Here is a 23,406-nt window from a genome sequence, read left to right as displayed (position 1 = left end):
CCACCCTTTGATTATATTCATATTGTATATTTTTCCAACATAATAAACTTGTATATCAACCTCAACACCCATCTTATTCATTTATACAATATTTATTAATACCCCAAAGTATAACAAATCGCAATCCTCCCCCCCAATATTTTGCGAAAAAGTTTTTTTTAATCATACTTAACAGTTTGTATATTTCTGATAATAATAAAGTTACAATTATTGAACAACCTTAGTTCTTTTAGAACTAAGATTAACAACATCAATAAACGTCAAATCTAAAGTAACTCCACTAACACTAGTATTATTATCTATAAACTCATTAATTATGTTGAAACACTTCAAACCTGTCAGCTTAATTCTTGTCGCAGGAGCGATAACACTTCCTACAAGTGTATATGCTGACTTAGCGCCAGAGAAGCTAGAAACCGCAATTACCCAACAAAACGGTAAAGTAAACGGTGTTGTAGAAGATGATTTCGGCCCTGTTGCCGGAGCATCAGTTGTGATCAAAGGAACCACAAACGGTAGTATTACCGACATGGATGGTAACTTCAGCCTGGAAGGAGTTAAGAACGGAGACATTATCCAAATTTCTTTTATCGGGTATGCAACTCAGGAAATTGCTTATACCGGGCAAGCTTCCTTGAATATTAAATTAGCCGAAGACAGCCAAAAGCTCGACGAAGTAGTCGTAACAGCTTTGGGTATCAAGAAAGATGCCAAAAAATTGGGTTACGCTGTAAGTAACGTTTCTTCTGAAGAATTGACCAGAACCGGTGGTTCAAACATCGCTTCCGGACTTTACGGTAAGGCAACGGGTGTACGCATCCAGGCAGCTCCAGGTGGTGGTACATCTGCCGTATCTATCTCTGTACGTGGCCTTTCTTCTATCACAGGCAACACGCAACCTTTGATCATCATGGATGGAGTTCCCGTCCACAACGGCAACACCAACAACGACGGTTATTGGGGAAACCAACGTATCAACTCCAACGGTATGGTTGATATCAACCCCGAAGACATAGAGAACATCTCTATCCTGAAAGGTGCTGCCGCTTCTGCTCTGTACGGTTCGGAAGCAGCCAACGGTGTTGTGATGATCACAACCAAGAAGGCTAAAGCCGGTACAGGTACACGCGTGGACTTCAGTGCCAACGTGAGCTTCGACAAAGTGGCTTACATGCCTGAAATCCAAAAAGAATACGGTCCAGGTTACGACAACTCCCAACTAGGAAACGATAGTCAGGAAGCTTTGACAGGTTTCCGCCAATTGCGTGTAGACCGCAACGGAAACTCGATTACTACGCCTAACCGTGAAACATATTACTCATGGGGGGCCAAATATGATCCAAGTAAAACAGTTACCTACTTTGACGGAACAGAACGTGCATACACTCCGATTGATCACAACCAGTGGAATGATATCTTCCGTACAGGTATCAATCAGACATATAACCTGTCACTGACCAACAGTAATGAGCGCAACAATGTACGTTTCTCCTACACCTATAACGATGTGGAGGCCATGCAGCTCAACTCTAACAACCATAAGCACAACTTCAATTTAAACGGCACGTTCGATGTGAGCAAGACAATTAAGTTAAACTATACGGCTACCTATCAGAACCAGTTCATCAAGAACCGTCCGTACCGTATCAGCCGTTTAACTAACAACTTTGGAGGTTTCTTCGGTGGCTTCACTGATGTCGCTTATATGCGCGACCATACAATTACCAGCCTCGGTTATAAGAACAGCATCTCTTCCTACAACGGCGGTACAAGCGATACTTTAACACCGAACGAACAATTCCTTTATACGCCGATGGGATCCAGTGCACTCGTCGATGAATATTTCTGGAACATTATGGGTAAGGAGCAATTAGAAGATCACCAGCGTTTTATCGGAGCTGTCAATCCTACCTGGGAAATCATCCCTGGCCTGACATTGAACGGGCGTGTGGCTGCCGACCTAACAGTAGACAAGATTGAAAACAAAAATTATGCAGAAAATGCACATATCTTTTCTACCAACGGTCAGTACAGCGACTCTTACGGATTAAAAAACAGCCAATACCAAATTGTTTATAGTGATATCATGTTGATGTTTGACAAAACATTCAACGAACTCCACAACGTAACAGCCAACCTGGGTTGGACGGCACGCGGAGAATCTTACTACCTGTCAGATGTAAGCACTAGTCAAGGGTTGACACAGGAAAATTGGTTCCACTTGAATGCTTCCGTCGGCACAAAGAATTCCAGTATGACCAGACAAGATCTGCTTAAAACAGGTGCTTTCTTAACAGCCAGCTACGGTTATAACGGATGGGGATTTTTGGAAGGTTCTATCCGCCAGGAAAAGACCTCTACCCTGAAGAAAGGTAACAACTCATTCTGGTATCCTTCTGCCAGCGTCAGCGTGCTCTATACCGAGTTGTTAAAAGATCAAATGCCGACTTGGTGGAACTACGGAAAGGTTCGTGCCTCTTACGGTATTGTAGGTAACGCTCCCGAACTCTATCGTGCAAACCTGGCATTCAATCAGGAATCTTTACTAAGATCATCCACCTATATACATAACTTTGTACCGACATCAATCGGTAACGAAAGTATCAAACCGGAAACCAAATATGAATTTGAAATCGGCCTTGAAAACAAGTTCTTTGGAAACCGCCTAGGCATGGAATTCAACTTCTACAGTAACACCATCAAGGATCAGATTCTTTCTACAACCAGTGCAGCTTCAATGGGTGCGACAAGTATGTTGATGAATGTCGGCGAGTTGAGCAACAAGGGTGTTGAATTAAGCGTATACGGCACCCCTTTTGAAAATAAGGACTGGAAATGGGATCTGCGTGCCAACGTAGCATGGAATAAGAATATGGTCAAAAAGCTAGCTGATGGTCTTGACGTTCTTACTCACGATAGCAGTATAGACGGTGGTGCAGCATCGCTTGAATCTCATGTAGGCGAATCTATGGGTGACTGGTACACCTATACCTGGAAAACCGACAATAACGGTAACTACATCGTAGGTAGCGACGGTTTATATATTACTGATACATCAGAACGTCACAAAGTAGGCAACGCCATGCCGAAAGTAACCGGAGGTTTCGGAACTAGCTTAAGTTACAAAAACTTCACTCTGGATATGGCATTCGACTTCCGATTTGGCGGTGATGTATTGAACGCGCCTTGGCAATATATGATGGCCGCTGGTAATATTACTGATGCAATCGGTGTTCGTGACTATTCGACTGGTGGTTTATATTACTACAGTGATACAGAAAAAATGGAAGACAAAGGAGCTATCCATGTACTCAATCCAAGTGAAGTAGGCAACTACAAGCGAGGTGAAACGATGGTTAACGGCCATTATGTTTGGGACAATGGCTTAATTCTTCCGGGTGTGAAAGAAGACGGTACGCCGAACGATATCGTTGTGACTCAGTTCGAAGCCAACGTAAACCACTACGGCTGGGGAACCAGTGCTACTCAGAGCTACCAGGATGCTATCCAGAAAAACAGCTACATCAAATGTCGCGAAATCAGCTTGGGTTATACTTTACCGGCAGAATGGACCAGAAAGTTTGCCTGCAACAACCTGATGGTTTCCGGTTTCGTACGCAACCCATTCTATGTATATCGTACTTTGAAATTGTTCGATTCTGAAGCAACAGACGGAACAAACTGGATCTACCAGGCACAACTCGGCGGTTCAACGGCCAGTGCACGTACATTCGGTTTCTCTGTTCGCGCAAGCTTCTAATGTATAATTTATTAAATCAGATTAAAAAGAAGAATTTATGAAAAAGATATTTTCAATGTTAATAGGAGGAGTCGCATTGGTATCACTTGCCTCTTCATGCGCCGATTCAGCGTATGATGATAAGTATGCCGATCCTTCCAAGACAACAACAGTTGGTATTCCACAGGTATTCACCGGCTTGATGTTCAAAGGTAATACATGGATGAATCCGATTTACTATCGTCATTGGGTACAATCTACCACATCCGGTATTTTCTCCGGAATTATCGGTACCAATAATTCACGTGGTCGCTATATGGGATCCGGTACAGGCCGTTACGATGACCGTTGGAAGAACTTTTACGATATGGTAACCCAGCTACGTTTACTGGAATATAACTACGAGAATCTTGCGGAGGCAGAAAAGCCTACCAACCTGGTGTTCTATTATTTGGGTCGTACATTGGTTGAATCACAGTTACATGAAATGTTGTCTTTGTTCGGCGATGTTCCTTTCAACGGAGCCGGTACACTTTGGAGAGACGGTGACTACAACGCAGCCAAAGAAAAATGCGTTTACGACGACGACGCAGTATTATATAAACAGATTCTTACCAATCTGAAAGAGGTAGGCGACTATTTCGCAGGAGGTAATGTAAATTCAATCGGTCTTAGTTCATTAGCTCGTCAGGATTATACAATAGCTGCCGGTGATGCAAAAATTTGGCAGAAATATGTGAACTCACTCCGTCTGCGTATTGCCCTTCATTTGTCAACTGCCGGCGATTGTGTCACTGAAGCGCATGCAGCCATTGCTGAAATCCTGAATAATCCGAGCCAATATCCGCTTATTGACAACAATACAGAGAATATGGGAGTGACAGCCGACACCCAGTCGGATAACTTCAACTTCGGTAAGTCTTTGTCACAGGCACTTCGCTCAGGAGGTATGGCAGCTTGTTCACAGACTGTTTTGAATGCAATGAACGTACCGAGTAACGGTATCCCCGATGCTAAAACCGACCCGCGCCTGGAGGTTATGTACGATTGTAATCCCGATGGTGAATATATCGCTTACGATGTCATGATGACTGATGCTGAAATTTCTAATTTGTCAGATCAAAAACATAAGGAATATGTAGACAGGGGCATGACACAAGCTAACTATTTCTGTGAAATCGACACCATCGCCGCTGCCGGTTGGGAATCATATCAAGGAAATGAAAACATCTTCGGATTATGGTTGAGCGCAGCAGAGGTTAGCTTCAGCAAGGCAGAAGCTTATTTAATGGGGTACGGCGTAACAGCCGATGCCAACAAGGCGAAAACGTTCTTCGTGGAAGGTGTGAAACTGTCTACCGAATATTATTGGGATATGAAAGAAACAAGCTCTCTTTATAAGACAGGAAATGACAGCTACAGAGGATTCCGTCCACTGGTTAGACCGACAGACAGTGAAATCACAGCATACGCTGAAAGTATCTGGAAGCCGACACAGGAAGCAGTCTGCACACAGTTATGGCTGAACTTCGGTTTCATGAACAAGTTGGAAGCTTGGAACGTGGTACGTCGTACCGGTTATCCTGTAATTGAATTCGCAACAGACAATCAAGCATCTTCTTACCCGACTCCTCCGAACCGTCTGCCCTATCCGAGCGATGAGTTGACTTACAACAGCGACAACTGCCAGGCAGCCATCGCCAAGAACTACGAAGAGTCAACAGGTTATTATACCAACCTGTTCTGGGCAAAGAAGGATTATTACAAGATGGTTAGATAATCAAGAAATAACGATATTTCCACTACAATTAAATAAAACATAATTGATGGTAAAAGTGGAACCTGAAACCGCCCCGAAGTGATTCGCGGCGGTTTTTCTTTATATATCATAATATTAATTCTTTTTGTTAATAACTTACTTAGCATTTGTATGTTATTCTTTATATTTGCAACTTAGAACTAACAGAGACTGTTTAATATCTGTACATTAAAGCGAAGGAGTGATGAAAAGAATACTTATTCCACTGTGCCTGGTGGTAGGAAGTCATGTGGCTAGCGGGCAACGGTCGTACCAATTTGAGGCACCGGACCGTTTGTTCATAGAAGGTAAAGAATTGTTTAGTTTAAAGAATTATCCGGGTTGTATCGATAAGCTGGAAGCTTATAAACAACATTCGAAAGATGCAGACCTGATCCAGGAAGCCAATTATATGATCGTATATGCGGCTTACGAACAGGGACGCCCCAATGCCGACCAACTATTAAAAGATTACCTGGAAGACTATCCGGCTTCACGCCACAGTGATGAGGTAAACTTCCTGATCGGTTCGGTTCATTTCGGACGTGGCGAATATCAGAAAGCTATTTTCTGGTTCAACGAATCGAATATCGACATGCTTAGTCTGGAACAACAGGAGACTTACAGCTTCCGCTTGGCCTACTCTCTGTTACAAACAGGAGAAATGGATAAGGCACGCGGATATTTTGCACGTATCCAGCAAGTCGGAACACAGTATCGTGAAGCAGCTACTTATTATGTAGCCTATATCGATTACGCTACCGGTAAATATAATAACGCACTGGTAGAATTCAGTCGTTTGAAAGAGATGCCGGACTATCGCGAACAGTCGTTATATTACATCACACAAATCTATTTTATACAGAATAAATACGAAAAAGTTATCCACGAAGGAGAAGAACTTCTCTCCTCCTACCCTAACAGTAAAAACAATAGCGAAATCTACCGTGTCGTAGGTAACTCCTATTATCACCTGGGAAATCAGGACAAGGCGATCAATATGTTAAGCAAATACGTATCGTCTACCGACAGTCCGCTAAGAGGCGACCTGTATATCCTCGGAGTGTGCTATTATAATAAAGGTAACTATAACAGTGCTGTCAATGCCCTGTCGCAGACGGTTCGTGAAGACGACGCGCTTTCACAAAATGCTTACCTCTATCTCGGACAAAGCTATCTGAAACTGAACGACAAGAACAACGCCCGTATGGCATTCGAAGCAGCAGCAACCTCTTCGTTCGACAAGCAAATCAAGGAAACGGCCATGTTTAACTACGCCCTCCTGATCCACGAAACAGCCTTTACCGGATTCGGCGAGTCGGTTACCATCTTCGAAGACTTCCTGAATGACTTCCCGAATTCCCAATACGCCGATAAGGTAAACGATTACCTGGTGGAAGTTTATCTGACAACAAAGAACTATCAGGCTGCCCTCAACTCCATCAATAAGATCAATCGTCCGAGTACAAAGATATTGGAAGCTAAACAGGATATCCTGTTCCAGCTCGGTACACAGGCATTTACCAATATGAAACTGGGTGAAGCGGTCGACCTGTTCGGCCAGGCTATCAATCTGGGTTCTTATAATATGGAGTCGCGCAACGATGCTTACTTCTGGCGTGGAGAGTCTTACTACCGTCTCGGAGAATACCAGAAAGCGATTTCAGATTACCGTACTTACCTGAACAATACCCGCCAGCGCAATACAGACATGTACGCACTGGCTCATTATAATCTGGGATACTGTTACTTTAAACTGAAAGAATACGGAGAAGCGCAAAATCGCTTCCGTCAGTATGTCGACCTGGAAAGTAACCAAAATGCTCCGGCTCTTGCAGATGCCTACAACCGTATCGGCGACTGTCAGTATCAGAACCGCCAGTTTGCACAAGCCGAAGAGAACTATTCTCGCGCTGCACAACTGCAACCTTCTGCCGGAGACTATTCAGTTTACCAGAAAGGATTCCTGTTGGGATTGCAGAAAGATTATAAAGGAAAGATCAGTATGATGGACCGCCTGATCCGCGACTATCCGGAATCACAATATGTAGACGATGCCCTTTTCGAAAAAGGACGTTCTTATGTATTACTGGATAACAGTTCACAGGCCGCCCAGGCTTTCGAATCATTAATTCAGCGATTCCCGCAAAGTAGCCTGGCACGTAAAGCCGGTATCCAGCTAGGTCTGCTTTACTTCAACGACAACCAGCCGGAGAAAGCAGCCGAAGCCTATAAAAAGGTGGTCAGCAACTATCCGGGAAGCGAAGAAGCAAGAGTAGCTCTGCAAGACTTAAAGTCTGTTTACATCGACCTGAACGATATCAATGCTTATGCCAATTATGTAAATTCTATAGGCGGCAACGTTCGTCTGGAAGTGGGAGAACAGGATTCACTGACTTATATTGCTGCCGAGAAACTATTCAACCGGGGTAATAACGAAGAAGCACGTCGCAGCCTGATCAATTATCTGCAGACATTCCCGGAAGGAGCATTCAGTTCGAATGCCAATTATTACCTAGGAAGCATTGCTTTTACAAAGAAAGAATATGATGAAGCCCTGCAACGCTTCAAATCGGTTATCGATAACGGCGATACTAAATTCCTTGAAGAATCGGTGGCACGTACGGCAGAAATGCAATATCTCACCCAGGATTTCGCTTCAGCACTGGAAACCTTCAAACGCTTGCAGGTAATCGCAGAGAATCCGGAAAACAAACAAGCAGCCCGCCTGGGTATCATGCGTTGCGCTTTACAAACCGGACAACAAGAAGAAGCACAACTCGCTGCCAACGAATTGCTGAAAGATCCGAAACTGTCTCCTGAGGTAGAAGCCGAAGCCCGCTATATCCGCGCTAAGGCTTATATCGACCATAAGCAGCCGGCGAAAGCGCTGGAAGACCTGAAAGTTCTTAGCAAAGATACCCGTACGGTTCACGGAGCCGAAGCCAAATATCTGTTGGCTCAATACTTCTACGATACTAAAGACGATAAGAATGCCGAAAAGGTTCTGGAAGATTTCGCCAAAAACGGTACACCTCACCAGTACTGGTTGGCACGTGGCTTTATCCTATGGGCTGATATTTATATCCGCCAGGGAGACGACCTGCAGGCTCGTGCTTATTTGAACAACCTGAAGAATAACTATAAGGGTGACGACGAAATTGCCGGCATGATAGAGGATAGATTAGGTAAACTAAAGCAATAATTGAATACAATGAAGACTATATATAATGTAAAAACACTGTGTGTCGTTGCTCTATTGGGAACAGCAGCCACAGTCAATGCACAGGAAGATACTTCGAAGAAACAGAATCTGGACCGGGAAATGACGCTCGAACGCGAATATGATCCTTCGGTACAGGACGCAAGTAAAGTCAACACCCTGCCGGTCATCAAAGAGCCGGTAGTGAAAAAGATGCCGATCGACTACGCCAACTTTACAGTGCCAGCCGACCCGACCAAAGAGATCAGCCTGCTCCCTTCGGGTAGCATCATGACGGATATCCAGTACAACAAACGCCGTGGCTATTTTAACTTCGGTGCCGGAACTTATCTAAATCTGAATGGTGACCTGGGATATCATATCCTCAGCACAGACAAGGATCAGCTGAATATCTGGTTCTCACACCGCTCCACGAATGGAAAGGTGAAATATCTTCAGATAGATGAAAAGGTAAAAGCTAAACTGAACGATAATATGGGAGGTCTTAACTTCAAGCACAACTTTGATAAGCTGGCATTGAAGATGGGAATTAAATATGGTTATTCCGGATTTAATTATTACGGGATTCCAGTTGATTTAGATCCGGCCTCGAGTGTAGCTCCTGACTTAGTAAGCGATGTGGAAACCAACCAGGTAGCCCAAACGGTCAAAGCTAATGTAGGTGTTGAATCAAAAGAAGACGCGCCTGTCGGTTATCTGTTGGATTTAGGTTATACCAATTTCTCCTATAAATATGCTACTGGCAAACCTTTAGATGGACCGACAGAAGGAACATTCAATCTTAATTTTGGATTAAATGCAGGTTTCGGAGGCAACCAAAGAGTGGGATTAGATGGAAACTTCCAATACTTCAACTATAGCTTACCCAATGAAATGAAGATACCGGATGGAGAAAAAGCCGGGTACTCATATTACTTCGATAATTTTGCTGCTGCCACATTAAGTCCTTATTATAAGGTAGAAGGCGATAACTGGCATGTCAAACTAGGAGTAAACGCAATGTTCTTCAGCGGAGAACATAAAGAATTCATGGCATCTCCCAATATCTCAGCAGACGTTGAAGTGGCAGACAAAACCGTATTGTACCTGAATGCTAATGGAAAATTAAAATCAAACAGCATGTATGACTTGTTTCAGGTAAACCGTTATACATCTCCTGTATCCAGAATAACACCTTCACGCAACTGGTTAGATGGAATACTCGGGATTAAGAGCGGGGTAGCTCCAGGTTTCTGGTTTGATATTTTCGGAGGATATAGAATTACAAGTGATGATTATTTCTTTATCCCAAGCCTAAACAATACAAAAGATCATTTCGGAAATTTCAGTGACCCGTTAAACCTTGTGGACTCCAAACAATTATTTGTCGGAGCCAACCTGAAATACAGTTACCAGCAATTATTTGAAATATCTTTAAAAGGAGTTTACAATAACTGGAACGTTGAATACTCTAAAGATCGGAAAAATGGTTTTATGAACCTGAAAGAGCCGGAAGCATACGGTATGCCTGAAATGGAGATCACAGCCGGTGTAACTGTCAGACCGATCAAAAACTTGTCAGCATCATTGGATTACTATCTGGCCACAGGACGTAAAACAACGATGGATCAGATCAATGATAACAAAATGAAAAATATCAACGAGCTGGACCTGACCGGAGCATACAACTTTAACGATACTTTCGGCCTGTATCTGAAGTTGAACAATGTATTATTCCAGAAATACGAACTTTACAGCGGTTACCCGTTACAGAAGTTCAGTGCTATGATTGGAGTTAATATAAACTTCTAATCGAATAGAAAGAAACATAACAGAGAAGGAGGATCCGCTATCGGGTTCTCCTTTTTTATTCCTACTTTTGCAGCAAATTAGACGAACATGCAAGGAACAAAGAACCTGACACAAGGTCCCATCAAACGCCAATTATTCAATCTGGCATTACCAATCATGGGAACTTCTTTTATTCAGATGGCTTATAGCATTACCGATATGGCCTGGGTAGGGCGTCTGGGAAGTGAAGCTGTTGCCGCCATCGGGGCCGTCGGCATCCTGACCTGGATGACCAACTCGATCTCCTTATTAAACAAAGTCGGTTCGGAAGTAAGCGTCGGACAAAGCATCGGTGCACGTAACGAAGAGGATGCACGGAATTATTCATCCCATAACCTCACCATCGCCCTGATCATTTCTATCTGTTGGGGATTACTATTGTTCGTCTTTGCAAACCCTATCATCGGAGTTTATAAACTGGAGGCACCTATTGCGGCCAACGCCGTCGAATATCTACGGATCGTATCCACAGCATTCCCTTTTATATTCCTGTCTGCAGCTTTTACAGGTATTCACAATGCAGCTGGATTAAGTAAAATCCCGTTCTACATCAGTGGAACGGGACTTATCATAAATATGATACTCGATCCGGTATTTATCTTTGTATTCGACATGGGAACTGCCGGAACAGCCTGGGCAACCTGGCTGTCGCAAGCAACGGTTTGTGCCATATTCGTATATCAACTGAAATGGAGAAGCAGGTTGCTGGGAGGTTTCACCTTCTTTGTCAAGCTAAAAAAGAGTTATTCAAAAAGGATTCTTCAGTTAGGATTACCTGTCGCCATGCTAAACACATTATTTGCCATTATCAACATATTCATGGCCCGCACAGCGTCTACCTATGGCGGACATATCGGCTTAATGACGCTTACTGCCGGAGGGCAAATAGAGGCTATAGCCTGGAATACTTCACAAGGATTCAGTACAGCTCTAAGCGCATTTGTCGCCCAAAACTATGCGGCTTCAGAAAAGAACAGGGTGTTGGAGGCTTACCATACGACGTTAAAGATGACAACCGTATTCGGTATTCTTTGCACTTTATTATTCGTCTTCTACGGTAGTGAAGTTTTCTCCCTGATCGTTCCTCAAAGAGAAGCTTACGAGGCGGGAGGTATTTTCTTGCGGATAGACGGTTATTCGATGTTATTCATGATGCTTGAGATAACGATGCAAGGCCTGTTCTACGGTACAGGGCGAACGGTCCCTCCTGCAATTATCAGCATAACATTCAACTCGCTGCGTATACCGATGGCGATCGCTTTATCAGCCATGGGATTAGGGATTGTCGGCGTTTGGTGGGCGATCAGTATCTCCAGTATGCTGAAAGGGGTTGTTGCTTTTATCTGGTTCAGTGCGTTGCAGAAGAAAATATTGAAGTAGAAATGTGTTTATCGCCTCCTTAGCTTCCGGTAGATATATTTTACACCCAGCCATACTCCTGTAAAGGAAAGAAAGGCTCCCCCCAGACATAGCGTCCACAGGGCGATAGTCCACAAGGTATGTCTTTCTACTAACCAACGGATATCCAGATAATGAAAAGCGCTGAACAGCCATTTCTTTACCCTCCGGTTGGTGTTGAGGTATTTATGATTTCCGGTAGTCGGATCGATATAATAAACACTACGGTCGTAATTGTCGACGTCTACTTTATAGACAGGTAATGGGCGGGTATTATCGATAGAAAGATAATATTCGTCGTAACGATCGATCATAGAGATATGGAAAGCCACATCTTCGCCATGCATCTTCCTGATGGCACGAGCGATCGTTTCTTCCGATAAGAATAAGTTCTTGACTTCCGGCAAAGAGGCATCGATCATCAGTTTTTGATCTCCGGCAATAATATCATAGACAGGAAGATCGCCATAGTAAGTCCATTCCACCTGTTTCAAATCGGGATAGGCCTCTTTCAGCTGTCTGTAATCCAGTTTATAGTTATTCAAAGGGAAAGTTTTTCCGCGGAGTTTTTCCGGGCTAACACTGTAATCTCCCTCTATATTAATAATCCAACGAGGTATTCTTTGCAAAGAAAGAGCACCACTCAATCCCCAGGTAACTATGAATATTCCGAGGATCAATCCCAGTATATGATGCCAGCGATACCAGCGTTTACGATATGGGATCTCTAATGTCCTTTTCTGCTTATATCTTCTGTAAAGAACTGTAATACCGACGTATAAGCCAGTCAGCCCGGCCAGCATGCCTATGATTCCGGCAACAGTCAGCGTATTCGTCCAGGCATCGGTATTCTGGCGTAGGAAAGGGATATAAAAAGTATGAGGGATATATCCTACCCAGGCCCAGAAACGTTGGGTAGAAGAGGTAAACTGAAGCACTTCCCCGGAACGGGCAGCTATATAAAGCTGGTGCTTATCTTTATCATCAAAATAAAATTTATAAATAGGCATTTCCCGCACATAACGGCTATACATGATCCATTGCTCGCGCTTATGAAGCGTATCCACTTTCAATATGGGAGCATTTACCCAATCCTGGGCAACCTGCATGATATAATCGAATGTAACCGGTTTAACGGATTGTAAGGTGTCAGTACAAAAAGTATACGTACTATCCTTTGTCGCTACTGAGAACAATGTCTGTCCCTGAAACTGGCGAACATTTATTTTCCGAATCTTACCTTTATCCGGAATTTGTTCCAGATAATTATCTATATCAGGTAATGAAGAAGGGAGCATTTCCATTTTTTCATATTGAACAGCTTTGTCTACCCGGGGAAAACTATGATAGACCAACACTAACCCGGAGACAAACCACATCAGGAAAAACAAAGCTATAATAGTTCCTGCAATCCGATGTAAACCAAATAAGAAATGAGCTCCCTTCTTCATTATAATTATCTATTTATTATTCTGCGTCAGCATTATCCATTAATGTAATACGGTCGAATCCGTAACCCTCTGCAATTGTCAGACCTTTCGTCATCTCACCGGTCTTAATATCATAGATATATATGCAAGGTTGTGCTGTTTCAGGATTTACACCGATATAAGCCTTGTCGCCATCAACCAGAGAACGCTGTGAGAAGTTTCCGCTGCTGAAAGGCAAATGTTTACCTTCATACTGGAACTCAGTTCTTTCATCTGTTGTAAGATCCAGAGTTGCATAATAACAGTTGTAGGCAGCACCCCATCCTGTTGCTCCGGTATAATCCGGGTCCATGATGTAAAGAAGAGCTTTACCTGTTGTCAGATAGCTGGCTGTGATTATTTTACCTTTACTGTAATCATGTCCTAAATAAGATTTATCAAAATCCAAATCGCCTTTCTTGATACGAAGTAAGCGACCATATTGCTGAGTTGTGCTCGGTGCACCCTCGATAACATTATTACATGCCAGATACAGGTTTTCGTTTTCATCGAAGAACATCTTATCCTGCAGCAATTCGCCATAAGCCGTTCCAGCCATCATCTCTGCACGATCTTCCTTCACTTCTTTCTCTACAGTCATATCTTTTGCATTGATAAAAGCAGCATAGAAGTTTTTAGTTTCCTTCTTATGCTGGTAGAAGTAGATTATCTTATCATCTGATTTTCTATATTTAGCTAAACCGGAAGTACTAAACTTATCACCTTCCGGAGCTTCCAAAGCCAGTTCACCTTCACCCAGAATACTCATATCCGTAGCATTCAGTTTAGTCCAGATCACTTTATCTGCCGCACCATTAGCAGCCATGATAACCAATGTATTATCATCGATCCAAGCATGAGTATAACGACGATCTTTAAATATATTCTTAACAAAAATTTGTTGGGCAACCGTTTCTAACTTATTTCCAACAATCTGATATTTAGCAAAACGATCTGCAGAGACAGGAACCTGATAATAGTATTTGCCTTTGTAGATAGTTTCTTCTTTTATAGTAGCCGTAACATCCACACCATCATTCTTAAAGTCGATAGTAGGTTGTTCAGTCAAAGAATCTACGCTTTTTACCAGGATAGCATCAGTAGACCCCATACCACCAGTAGCACCAACTGTTACCCAAAGGTCAAAGTGAGTAGTAGAAGCCGGCGTTTCCGGTTCTTCCGGGTTTTCCGGATTCTCTGGATTTTCAGGATTTTCAGGATCTATTTCCGGATCGTCATCCGAACAAGCATTAAAAGATAAACTAAATAAAACTGCGGCAAATGCGCAGGCGAATAATTGAAACTTTTTCATCTATATATACATTTAATTAATAAATAGCCTAAATTTACAGAAGAACGAACGTCCCGGCTTCTGGAGCATATAGTTGTCATATAATGTATCATCAAAGAGATTATTACACTCTAGTGAGATATTATACCGGTCCTTATTCCACGAATAGGAAAGAGTGGCTGTATGCAGATGCTGTGTCGGGATTTTCGATTTACTTTCTAATACCCCAAATCCTTCCCAAGTCAGGAAAAACCAATGCACATACTGATAATGATATCCCAGACGCAACTTACTGTTTTTCTGGAACAGATCGCGTAAAGTGACATTCAGTTCCGCATTACTGAAAAGCCACGGACGATTCGGTACTTTATTATTATAAGAGATAGACGGCTTTCCATCTGCTTTATATTCCTGTTTATCACGGGCATCCTGGTAACTACAATTGACTATTGCTTGCAGACAATCTTTCCAGGTATAACGAACTTCACCCTCTACTCCTTTGATATCAACACTCGATACATTCTCATATTGCATCATACCTTCTGCTTCAGAAATGACAGCATGAATGTAGTCTTCCACATTCCTATAAAATCCGTTTGCTTCATAATATAAAAGATGACCGGGTGCCAGGCGAACTGTTCCATAAGTACCCAGATTGACATTGTTACTGCTCTCCGGATTCAATTTAACATTCGGATAGATCGTTGTACCGTTACCGAGTAATTCACGGGCCAAGGGAAGTCGCACACTATGCTCGTAGGAAGCTTTCAATGATAATTCTTCCCAAAAAGAGTAACGTGTACCAAGGCCGTAACCTATATTATTTTTTGTAGAAGAAGAAGGCATACTGTTAGAACCGGTAATCCAGTATAAATCTTGTTGCTGGATATCCAAATGATTGATATAATCTTTTACAAAGAATGTGTTATCCATCTTCCCACTAAAAAACGACTGATTGTATGACAGACCTAAAATGTGTTTTGCCAACACGTCATTCGATGGTTCAAATTCGGTATCGATCTCGTCATAACGGTCATTTCCTGTACGGCTTAACAAATAATTCAGGTTAAGAGAATGATTGTTGTTAAAGCGGTAATCTAAGTTGGTACGGATAATGGTCAGCGGACGTTTATAATGACGTAACGAACGGTCACGTCCGGTAATTTCGTTTCGTGAACTATTGATGTAATCTCCATTCCAGTCATATTTACGAAATGCAGTATCGACTGTCAGTGAATGATCCCAGGTATGCGAAAGAGAGGCATTTAATTTTAAATCTTTGATCAAAAAATCCTGCTTCAGGTAACGAGCTGAAATATTCCAGGCATCTACCTTTCTTTCTGCCATACCATATACTTTACTTTGGATAGACCCGGTCTGCAAATCTTTATTTACTTTAGAATAAGAACCTGAAATAAAGAATGCATCTGCCCAGGATTTATTGACAAACCCGACTTCCAATTGTCCCAGAAAAGAGAAATAATCATCATGAAAACGTTTACGGTCTACCAATACAAAATCACGTGCACTTTCATCCCACACTTCAACATCCTTCATCTTATAATCATTCTTCGAATAATTGACTCCGATAGTCGGCCTGATGATCAAATCTGTCTTTGGATCTACAAATTGTGCATTCAAATCAGCCTTGTGTGTATGGAAAGAACCGATACCGTACGAAACATCCAGGTAATTCTTCTTCACCTGGTTAGTAATAATGTTGATTGCTCCTCCCAACGCATCTGCTCCCAGGCTGGCTGGTACCACTCCTTTATAAATTTCGATCCGGTCGATGATATTAACAGGCAGGTTAGCCAGTGAAACACCGCTGCCTTTGGCGTCCAAAGGCATTCCGTCGATAAAATAACGGACGGAGTTACCCGACATTCCGTTGATAGACAAGTCAAAGTCTGAACCGACTCCACCTTCTTCCCGGATCTTAATGCCGGTTGTCCGGTTCACCATTTCATTCAGATTCTTAAGTGTGTTGATCTGTGGTTTAACATCCAACGCATTGACAGAAAAAGCACTTTCTTTTACCTGTTGGGTTTTCGTTTTACCGTATACTTCAACCGAATTCAGGGTTATGGAGTTTTCTTCCATTGTGAAATTCATTGTCGTATTTTTACGGATATCGACAACGGTTTTTATGGTGTTGTAACCTAACAGCCTAATTATAAGGGTACGTTTACCGGGAGTTACCGACAATGAATAACGTCCCCGATCGTCGGTATACGTTCCCGAAGTCGTATTTTCTATAGCGACAGTAGCCAACGGGAGTGGTGTCCCATCCTTTTCTTTTACTTCGCCGGATAAAATCACTTTATTCTGTGCCGCCAGACTTACAGGGAACAAACAAATCAATAACAGAAGTACATGCATGAAACCTCTCATTTCACCAAATTCATTAATTGTTTTTTACATGCTTTCGATGAAAGAAACAATAGAACACATGAACAGGCAGAACCTCCGGTAAGTAGATGAATGTTCTTTCTCATATGTTTTTTAGCCTTATCTCCCGAAAGCTTTAAACTTGTTATCTTGGCAGGTCTTCTGACTTACTCCATCTTTGAACGTCCTTCCCATTCATTGCGAACAGTGGATTGAGTCGTGCTCAAAGACTTTGGCGGAGCTTACAGCAGCGGGTCTGTTCAGGATTTTCACCTGATTCCCTTTTCATCACTTTTCCGTGGAATTGGAAACGTGACACCAAAATTGGGTACAAAGGTACAGATTATTTTGAAACAATAGTGTATTTTTTATAATTGATCGAAGATTTGTGTAAACAGAACAAACTATTCTTTACTTTTGTCTGCAGAATATAATTACATAGCAAACATAAAAAATATGAGCAATTCATTCAAGCCGGCAACTTTGTGTGTACAAGGTGGTTGGCAACCTAAAAAGGGAGAGCCTCGTGTACTTCCTATCTATCAGAGTACTACATTCAAGTATGAAACCAGCGAACAGATGGCTAAATTGTTCGACCTGGAAGAGAGTGGTTATTTTTATACCCGCCTGCAAAACCCGACAAATGATGCCGTAGCATCCAAAATAGCGGCGTTGGAAGGTGGTGTTGCCGCCATGTTGACTTCATCGGGACAGGCGGCCAATTTCTTTGCCTGTTTCAATATTTGTGAAGCCGGCGATCATATTGTAAGTGCAACTGGTATTTATGGAGGTACATACAACTTGCTGTCCGTTACCTTGAAGAAGTTGGGTATCGAATGCACTTTCATCGATCAGGATGCCAGCGAAGAAGAGATCGGTAAGGCTTTCCGTCCGAATACAAAGTTATTGTTCGGCGAAACGATCTCCAATCCGGGAGTAATGGTGTTGGATATTGAGAAGTTTGCCCGTATCGCTCATAGCCACGGTGTGCCTTTGATCGTCGACAATACATTCGCAACACCGATCAACTGCCGTCCGTTCGAATGGGGTGCTGATATCGTAACACATTCTACAACTAAATATATGGACGGACACGCGACTGCTGTCGGTGGTTGTATCGTCGACAGCGGCAACTTCGACTGGGAAGCACATGCCGACAAATATCCGGGCCTTTGCCAGCCGGACGAATCTTATCACGGACTGACTTATACAAAGACATTCGGCAAGATGGCTTATATCACGAAAGCAACCAGCCAGCTGATGCGCGACCTGGGTTCTATCCAGTCTCCACAGAATGCATTCCTGTTGAATTTGGGTCTGGAAACATTGCATTTACGTATGCCACAGCATTGTAAAAATGCATTGGCTGTTGCTAAATGGTTACAGAACTGCGACAAGGTTGCTTGGGTGAACTATCCGGATCTGGAAGGGAATAAGTATTATGACCTGACAAAGAAATATCTGCCGAACGGTTCATGTGGCGTGTTGTCATTCGGCCTGAAAGGTGGACGTGAGGTTTCTATCAAGTTCATGGATAGCTTGAAGCTGGCAGCTATCGTTACTCACGTAGCAGACGCACGTACTTGTGTGCTTCACCCGGCAAGCCATACACACCGCCAGCTGACAGACGAACAGTTGAAGGAAGCCGGTATTGCTCCGGATCTGATCCGTTTCTCTGTCGGTATCGAAAGTGCGGACGATATTATTGCGGATATTGAGCAGGCTTTGAATCAATAAGAATTATTAGTTCATATAAGACAACCGTATTATATGAAAGATGCTTTCCGTCAGGAATCGTCTTCTATATAATACGGTTTTTCTATTTAACATAATAGACTCAGTTTCCTGGAGCTCTTTAAAAACAAAACCCCATCGACAATAAATATCGACGGGGTTGTTTTTTTGTCCATTTCCTCACTTCACAGTGGTACTCATGGATGAACTTTATTTTATTTTTATTACTAAAATTGCGCTTCCAATCTGTTCACCTTCACAGGCTACTCACCCTTCCCCGAAGGGAAGAGTAGAGAAGCATTCTTTTAATTATTATTTATTTCTTATTTAACGATTGCTTTAACAGCAGCTTCGCCTTCAACAGCTACTACAACTACACCAGCAGGAGCAGAGATTGTAGCGTCGTCAGAAGAAAGAACTGTGTTAGCGATTGTCTGACCAAGAACGTTGCTGATAGCAACTTTCTTACCAGCAGCACCCTTGATTGTGATATCACCGTTACCAGCAATTACACTTACAGTAGTTGTACCGATTGTTTCGTTAGCAACAGGATCTTCGCTAGTCTTAGTAATATTGAATACAGCAGCTTCGCTGATTTCACTAACCAATACAGGAACACCATTGTGTACACGAACATATTGAGGTTTCTTATCTGCATTTTTAACTGCTTCAATATAGAAGTCACCATTTTCGCTACCATCAACGATACGGAATGCAAATGTTGCAGCGTTCAATACTTTATCGTTGTCAAGTTTGATAGAATCTTTACCTGCAAACTTCTCAGAACCTGTATATTTAGAGCTTACAATAACCAGAGTATCTTCAATATGTTTAGCATCAACGAATGCCAAACGGAATTTATCCTGATATTTGATTGGAGCAACAGCTGCAGAGTCATCCAAAGCTACCAAATAACGACCTGTTCTAAAAGCTTTTGTATCAATTGTCGGATGTTGGTGACAATTTTCAATCTTATCCGGACAAGTGTTATATTTACCAGCAGGAGTATATTCTACACCTAAAGCTAACATATACTGAGGCATTGATGTTTCACCACGAACATAAGCTGTATCAATAAAGATAGGCAACATGCTATTTTCAGGACGGTCTGCTTTGTTGATAACACCTAAGAAGTTCAGGCTATCTTTTGCAATTTCAGTACCGTTTTCAGCTGTACGGTTTACAGAGTTTTCATACAAGAAACGAGTCGGTTCGTTAGACATGTAGAATTTAGCAGTATCAACAGCCATATCTTTCAAATTATCAGCAACTGTCTTGCCAATACGACGATACAATGGTTTCAAACCTTCGTCGAATGCAAATGTAGCAACACTGTTTTCTGTGTCAATTTCTTCAACAGAAAGGATCAGAGACGGGTGTTTAACACCAGAAACCGTAGATAAATCTTCCTGAACCAATGCGTAGTAGCAAGTTGTATCACCTTCTACATCCAACATATTATTTTCTTTGAAGAAGAATGAAGTACCCTTTACATCTGCTGTTTCAGAGATCAGTTCATAACCGTCTTTACCGTTTGCTTTCAGATATAAATCTTCCTTACCCGGGTTATACAATTTAACCTTATAAGCAATTCTGTACAGATTCTTTACATTTGCTACAGTTCCATCAAAACCGAATTCGTTCTTAGCCGGAGCTTTTCCATCTTTATCCAATACCGGTTCGAATACGAACTTCACAGCATCAGCAGTTTCTGTATTAGGATTGATAGCCATAGCAGCATCTTTAGATACTTCTACAAAGTTGCCAGCGTTCAAACCGTTGAAATACTTCAGAGAGAAGATGTTTTCGATCAATGCATCGTAATCCAAAGCTTTGTAACCTAAAGTTTCGCTAGTTGCGATTCCTGCGTTAGGTTTAGCTGTTGTAGCCAAAGCATAAGATAATGTATCGTTAGCAGAAGCAAGTAAGTTGTTATAACCTAAAGCAAATACTTTACCGTCTCCACCTTTATAAAGTTGAACATTTTCTGCTTTATAACTAGGATATTCACGGTTATAGATATTTACAGTCTGGATACCAGCCGCACCTGTGTTCTGACTAACAACCCACTGAGTACGCGGCATGTGACCGAAGTCCTGAACTGCACCTTCAAATACTTTTGAAGTTTCTTCGTTAACCCAATCTAATTCTGTTCCAGCAAAGTTTGCGACCATGTATTTACCATTGATAGCTTTATTAGCATCCTTTCCTGAGAACAAGTTAAAGAAGTATACGCCAGAAGCCAAAGTTGTCTTCACATATTCGTCATCGATCTTCTTGATGGAGATGCGAGTGTTCACTGTGTTAGGAGCAGCGCCGATATAATAATCAGAAGAACCAACAGTAATTTCACTATGGTTATTAGCCAGATAGATCAATTTAACTATATTATTTTCTGTACCTTTTGCAGTAGGAGCTGTTGCACTTGGGGAAGCCGCAGCTACACCCAATTCAGGGTTATCTGTTGTATTCATATCACCCCAAGATGTCTGAGCATTGTTCTTTTTAGCCCAACCTCCTGTACGGATTACCAATGAGTCTGCATTTGGGAAATAAGTGAACTGGAAGTTATAACGACCGTTCAAATCCAAACGAGCCTTAGGATCAGCAGTATAACCGAAGTCTGCAAATTTACCGGTTGTAAATCCTAATGGACGTTCTCTTTCATTAGCTGTTTCAGTAACAAAGTTGCAAGCTACAGACAGGTAAGTGTTATCTTCAGCTTTTTCAGCTTCTTCCAACATCAGAGATACCCATTTGTTATCTGCTACTCCTTTAGCATAATAACCAGTAACAGGTGTGTTCAGAGTGTTTTTAGCAGACGTAATAGCAGTCTTTAATGTAGCACCATCTGCTAATAAATCTGTATAAGAAGTTTTGATAGCTGCGTCTACTGCAGTCTTAGCAGTTCCATCTGTAATATTAGCAGCAATAAAATCATTTACTTTTTTAGCTATTGCAGTACCAGTTGTAACATCAGCAATACCTTTAGCTTCAGTCAATGCTTCAGCCGCTGTTTTACCGTGAACACCAGATACATAAGCTATAGCTGCCTCTTTTACTGCTTTTACCTGATCAGCGTCTGCCGGTGTTGAAGAATAGGTCAAACCATCAATCTTTTTTGCGATTAATGCAGGTGTAGTTAATAGATCAATAGCACTCTTATCACCAGTAATAACAGTTATAGCAGCATTCACTGCAGCAAGTTTAGCTGTGGCAACTTTATTATCATCACCATAAACCACTGAAGCGATTTTTTCGATAAAAGCTTTTTCCTGTGCTTTCTGATAATAAGCAATTTCAGCATCATACAAGGCATCATAAGAAGTTCCTAATCCATTAAAAGGATTAGTAGCAACATCAACAGCAGCCGGGAAACCTACAGCCGGAACAGCCTTGTAAGCATTTTTAGTAAACAAGTTACCAAATACATTCGTTTCGTCGTTGATTACGTTCGGAGTGAATGTGAATTCTGCTTTACTTGCATCAGCAGCCGGGTTTTGTTTCCACAACAAAGAGTTCAAATCGTCTGCACCCAAAACAATTTCTTTAGGAGAAACAGGAATAGCTTTAACTAATTGAGTAGGATCATTTGCCGGGACATTCCTTAATGAATATTTTACAGCAGCAATTTTCACATCATTAGCAATAGAAGCTGCATTGGCAACCAAGACTACGGTAGAGTCATTCTTTTCGCCAAAAGCAGAAGTAAAACCTTTAGCATCACCAATTTCAAAACCAGCAGTCTTAACAACAGACGGAGCTGAAACCCATTTCCATACAGAAACCTCCGATCCCACAGGAACAACCTTACCTGTCAAATCTCCAGTAGCAGGCCATGCAGCAGTTCCTTCTTTATTTACTGCAATTGCATCAGATGTATTAACACCCAAAAATTCTCCTGTACCAACATTCTGTAACTGATAAGAATAACCCGCTTCAGCATTACCACTGATAACAGCCTTCCAAAGAGTTCTTCTTACTTCAACAGCGTTAGCACCAGTAACAGAACCATCAACAACGACCAATTCATATCCTCCAGCACTAGTCGGCTGCATTGCCAGAATATGCTCATCAATGGAAGAACCAACAGCCAATTGGAAATATCCTTTTTCGATAGTCCGCATACCTTCGGTAGGTTTATTTGCAGTCGCATACTTCGCAAAGTCACCCGTTGGTGCAATCTGCGCAGTAGCTCCGAAACTTGTAGCCGCCAGAACGACAGCTACCAGAGTAGAAAACTTTTTGTTCATAATCAAAAATTTAATATTAATACTAAGTAATTCTAAGTCCTATTCTATAATAATGCCGATCTATCTTCTATCGGCTTGCTTGTACGATCGTCAAATACTTCAGCAAAAGTAAGCAATAGTTTTTTATCTGCAATTATTTTCATTGATTTTTTTACATCACCATATCCTTTCTTATCAATTGAATACGATACTCTGTACGAAAGGGGGAGTTAGGGTTACAAAGAGAGGAAAGTTACTGTCGATAATATAAAAGGACAGAAGACTGTTGATAATAACGTCA

General features: G+C 41.9%; 10 protein-coding genes and 1 riboswitch. Of the genes, 6 read left to right on the top strand and 4 right to left on the bottom strand.

Going from position 1 to position 23,406, the window contains the following annotated elements:
• The first annotated feature begins 316 nt into the window (after nucleotides 1-316).
• From BQ7394_RS03880 to BQ7394_RS03860, 5 genes are all read left to right on the top strand, one after another.
• Nucleotides 317-3,760, top strand: coding sequence for a SusC/RagA family TonB-linked outer membrane protein (locus tag BQ7394_RS03880; protein WP_075556164.1), 3,444 nt, complete (start codon nucleotides 317-319; stop codon nucleotides 3,758-3,760).
• Nucleotides 3,761-3,797: 37 nt separating this feature from the next.
• A complete protein-coding gene (locus BQ7394_RS03875; protein ID WP_075556163.1) occupies nucleotides 3,798-5,519 on the top strand; it encodes a SusD/RagB family nutrient-binding outer membrane lipoprotein in 1,722 nt (573 codons plus the stop codon).
• 223 nt (nucleotides 5,520-5,742) lie between these two features.
• Entirely contained in the window at nucleotides 5,743-8,742 is a 3,000-nt protein-coding gene (locus BQ7394_RS03870) for a tetratricopeptide repeat protein (RefSeq protein WP_075556162.1), read from the top strand.
• A gap of 9 nt (nucleotides 8,743-8,751) precedes the next feature.
• Complete coding sequence (locus BQ7394_RS03865; RefSeq protein WP_075556161.1) at nucleotides 8,752-10,551, top strand: TonB-dependent receptor; 1,800 nt, start codon at nucleotides 8,752-8,754, stop codon at nucleotides 10,549-10,551.
• 87 nt (nucleotides 10,552-10,638) lie between these two features.
• Nucleotides 10,639-11,970, top strand: a complete 1,332-nt coding sequence (locus tag BQ7394_RS03860) for an MATE family efflux transporter (RefSeq protein WP_075556160.1) — start codon at nucleotides 10,639-10,641, stop codon at nucleotides 11,968-11,970.
• Nucleotides 11,971-11,978: 8 nt separating this feature from the next.
• On the opposite strand, the gene BQ7394_RS03855 is transcribed toward BQ7394_RS03860, so the two are convergent.
• The 3 genes from BQ7394_RS03855 to BQ7394_RS03845 are packed head-to-tail and all read right to left on the bottom strand — an operon-like array spanning nucleotide 11,979 to nucleotide 17,142.
• Complete coding sequence (locus BQ7394_RS03855; RefSeq protein WP_075556159.1) at nucleotides 11,979-13,439, bottom strand: PepSY domain-containing protein; 1,461 nt, start codon at nucleotides 13,437-13,439, stop codon at nucleotides 11,979-11,981.
• A 16-nt stretch (nucleotides 13,440-13,455) separates the two neighbouring features.
• Nucleotides 13,456-14,769: a hypothetical protein gene (locus BQ7394_RS03850; RefSeq protein ID WP_075556158.1), complete on the bottom strand. Its 1,314-nt coding sequence runs from the start codon at nucleotides 14,767-14,769 to the stop codon at nucleotides 13,456-13,458.
• A 12-nt stretch (nucleotides 14,770-14,781) separates the two neighbouring features.
• Nucleotides 14,782-17,142, bottom strand: a complete 2,361-nt coding sequence (locus BQ7394_RS03845) for a TonB-dependent receptor (protein WP_075556157.1) — start codon at nucleotides 17,140-17,142, stop codon at nucleotides 14,782-14,784.
• A 132-nt stretch (nucleotides 17,143-17,274) separates the two neighbouring features.
• Nucleotides 17,275-17,477, bottom strand: a riboswitch (cobalamin riboswitch).
• 118 nt (nucleotides 17,478-17,595) lie between these two features.
• Here BQ7394_RS03845 and BQ7394_RS03840 point away from each other — a divergent pair.
• Nucleotides 17,596-18,876 (top strand): O-acetylhomoserine aminocarboxypropyltransferase/cysteine synthase family protein, encoded by a 1,281-nt coding sequence (locus tag BQ7394_RS03840; RefSeq protein ID WP_075556156.1) that lies wholly within the window; start codon nucleotides 17,596-17,598, stop codon nucleotides 18,874-18,876.
• A 320-nt stretch (nucleotides 18,877-19,196) separates the two neighbouring features.
• Here BQ7394_RS03840 and BQ7394_RS03835 read toward each other — a convergent pair whose 3' ends face one another.
• Entirely contained in the window at nucleotides 19,197-23,126 is a 3,930-nt protein-coding gene (locus BQ7394_RS03835; protein ID WP_139317677.1) for a DUF6383 domain-containing protein, read from the bottom strand.
• Nucleotides 23,127-23,406 lie beyond the last annotated feature (280 nt).

The sequence above is a fragment of the Parabacteroides timonensis genome (assembly GCF_900128505.1).
GTDB classification, from domain to species: Bacteria; Bacteroidota; Bacteroidia; order Bacteroidales; family Tannerellaceae; genus Parabacteroides; species Parabacteroides timonensis.
The sequence above is the reverse complement of the archived record's forward strand: the minus strand, read 5'-3'. Positions and strand labels throughout refer to the sequence as shown.

Bases quoted from the DNA above. Each gene is read 5' to 3' on its own strand.
- BQ7394_RS03880 (WP_075556164.1), top strand. From the start codon at position 317: ATGTTGAAACACTTCAAACCTGTCAGCTTAATTCTTGTCGCAGGAGCG.
- BQ7394_RS03875 (WP_075556163.1), top strand. From the start codon at position 3,798: ATGAAAAAGATATTTTCAATGTTAATAGGAGGAGTCGCATTGGTATCA.
- BQ7394_RS03870 (WP_075556162.1), top strand. From the start codon at position 5,743: ATGAAAAGAATACTTATTCCACTGTGCCTGGTGGTAGGAAGTCATGTG.
- BQ7394_RS03865 (WP_075556161.1), top strand. From the start codon at position 8,752: ATGAAGACTATATATAATGTAAAAACACTGTGTGTCGTTGCTCTATTG.
- BQ7394_RS03860 (WP_075556160.1), top strand. From the start codon at position 10,639: ATGCAAGGAACAAAGAACCTGACACAAGGTCCCATCAAACGCCAATTA.
- BQ7394_RS03855 (WP_075556159.1), bottom strand. From the start codon at position 13,439: ATGAAGAAGGGAGCTCATTTCTTATTTGGTTTACATCGGATTGCAGGA.
- BQ7394_RS03850 (WP_075556158.1), bottom strand. From the start codon at position 14,769: ATGAAAAAGTTTCAATTATTCGCCTGCGCATTTGCCGCAGTTTTATTT.
- BQ7394_RS03845 (WP_075556157.1), bottom strand. From the start codon at position 17,142: ATGAGAGGTTTCATGCATGTACTTCTGTTATTGATTTGTTTGTTCCCT.
- BQ7394_RS03840 (WP_075556156.1), top strand. From the start codon at position 17,596: ATGAGCAATTCATTCAAGCCGGCAACTTTGTGTGTACAAGGTGGTTGG.
- BQ7394_RS03835 (WP_139317677.1), bottom strand. From the start codon at position 23,126: ATGAACAAAAAGTTTTCTACTCTGGTAGCTGTCGTTCTGGCGGCTACA.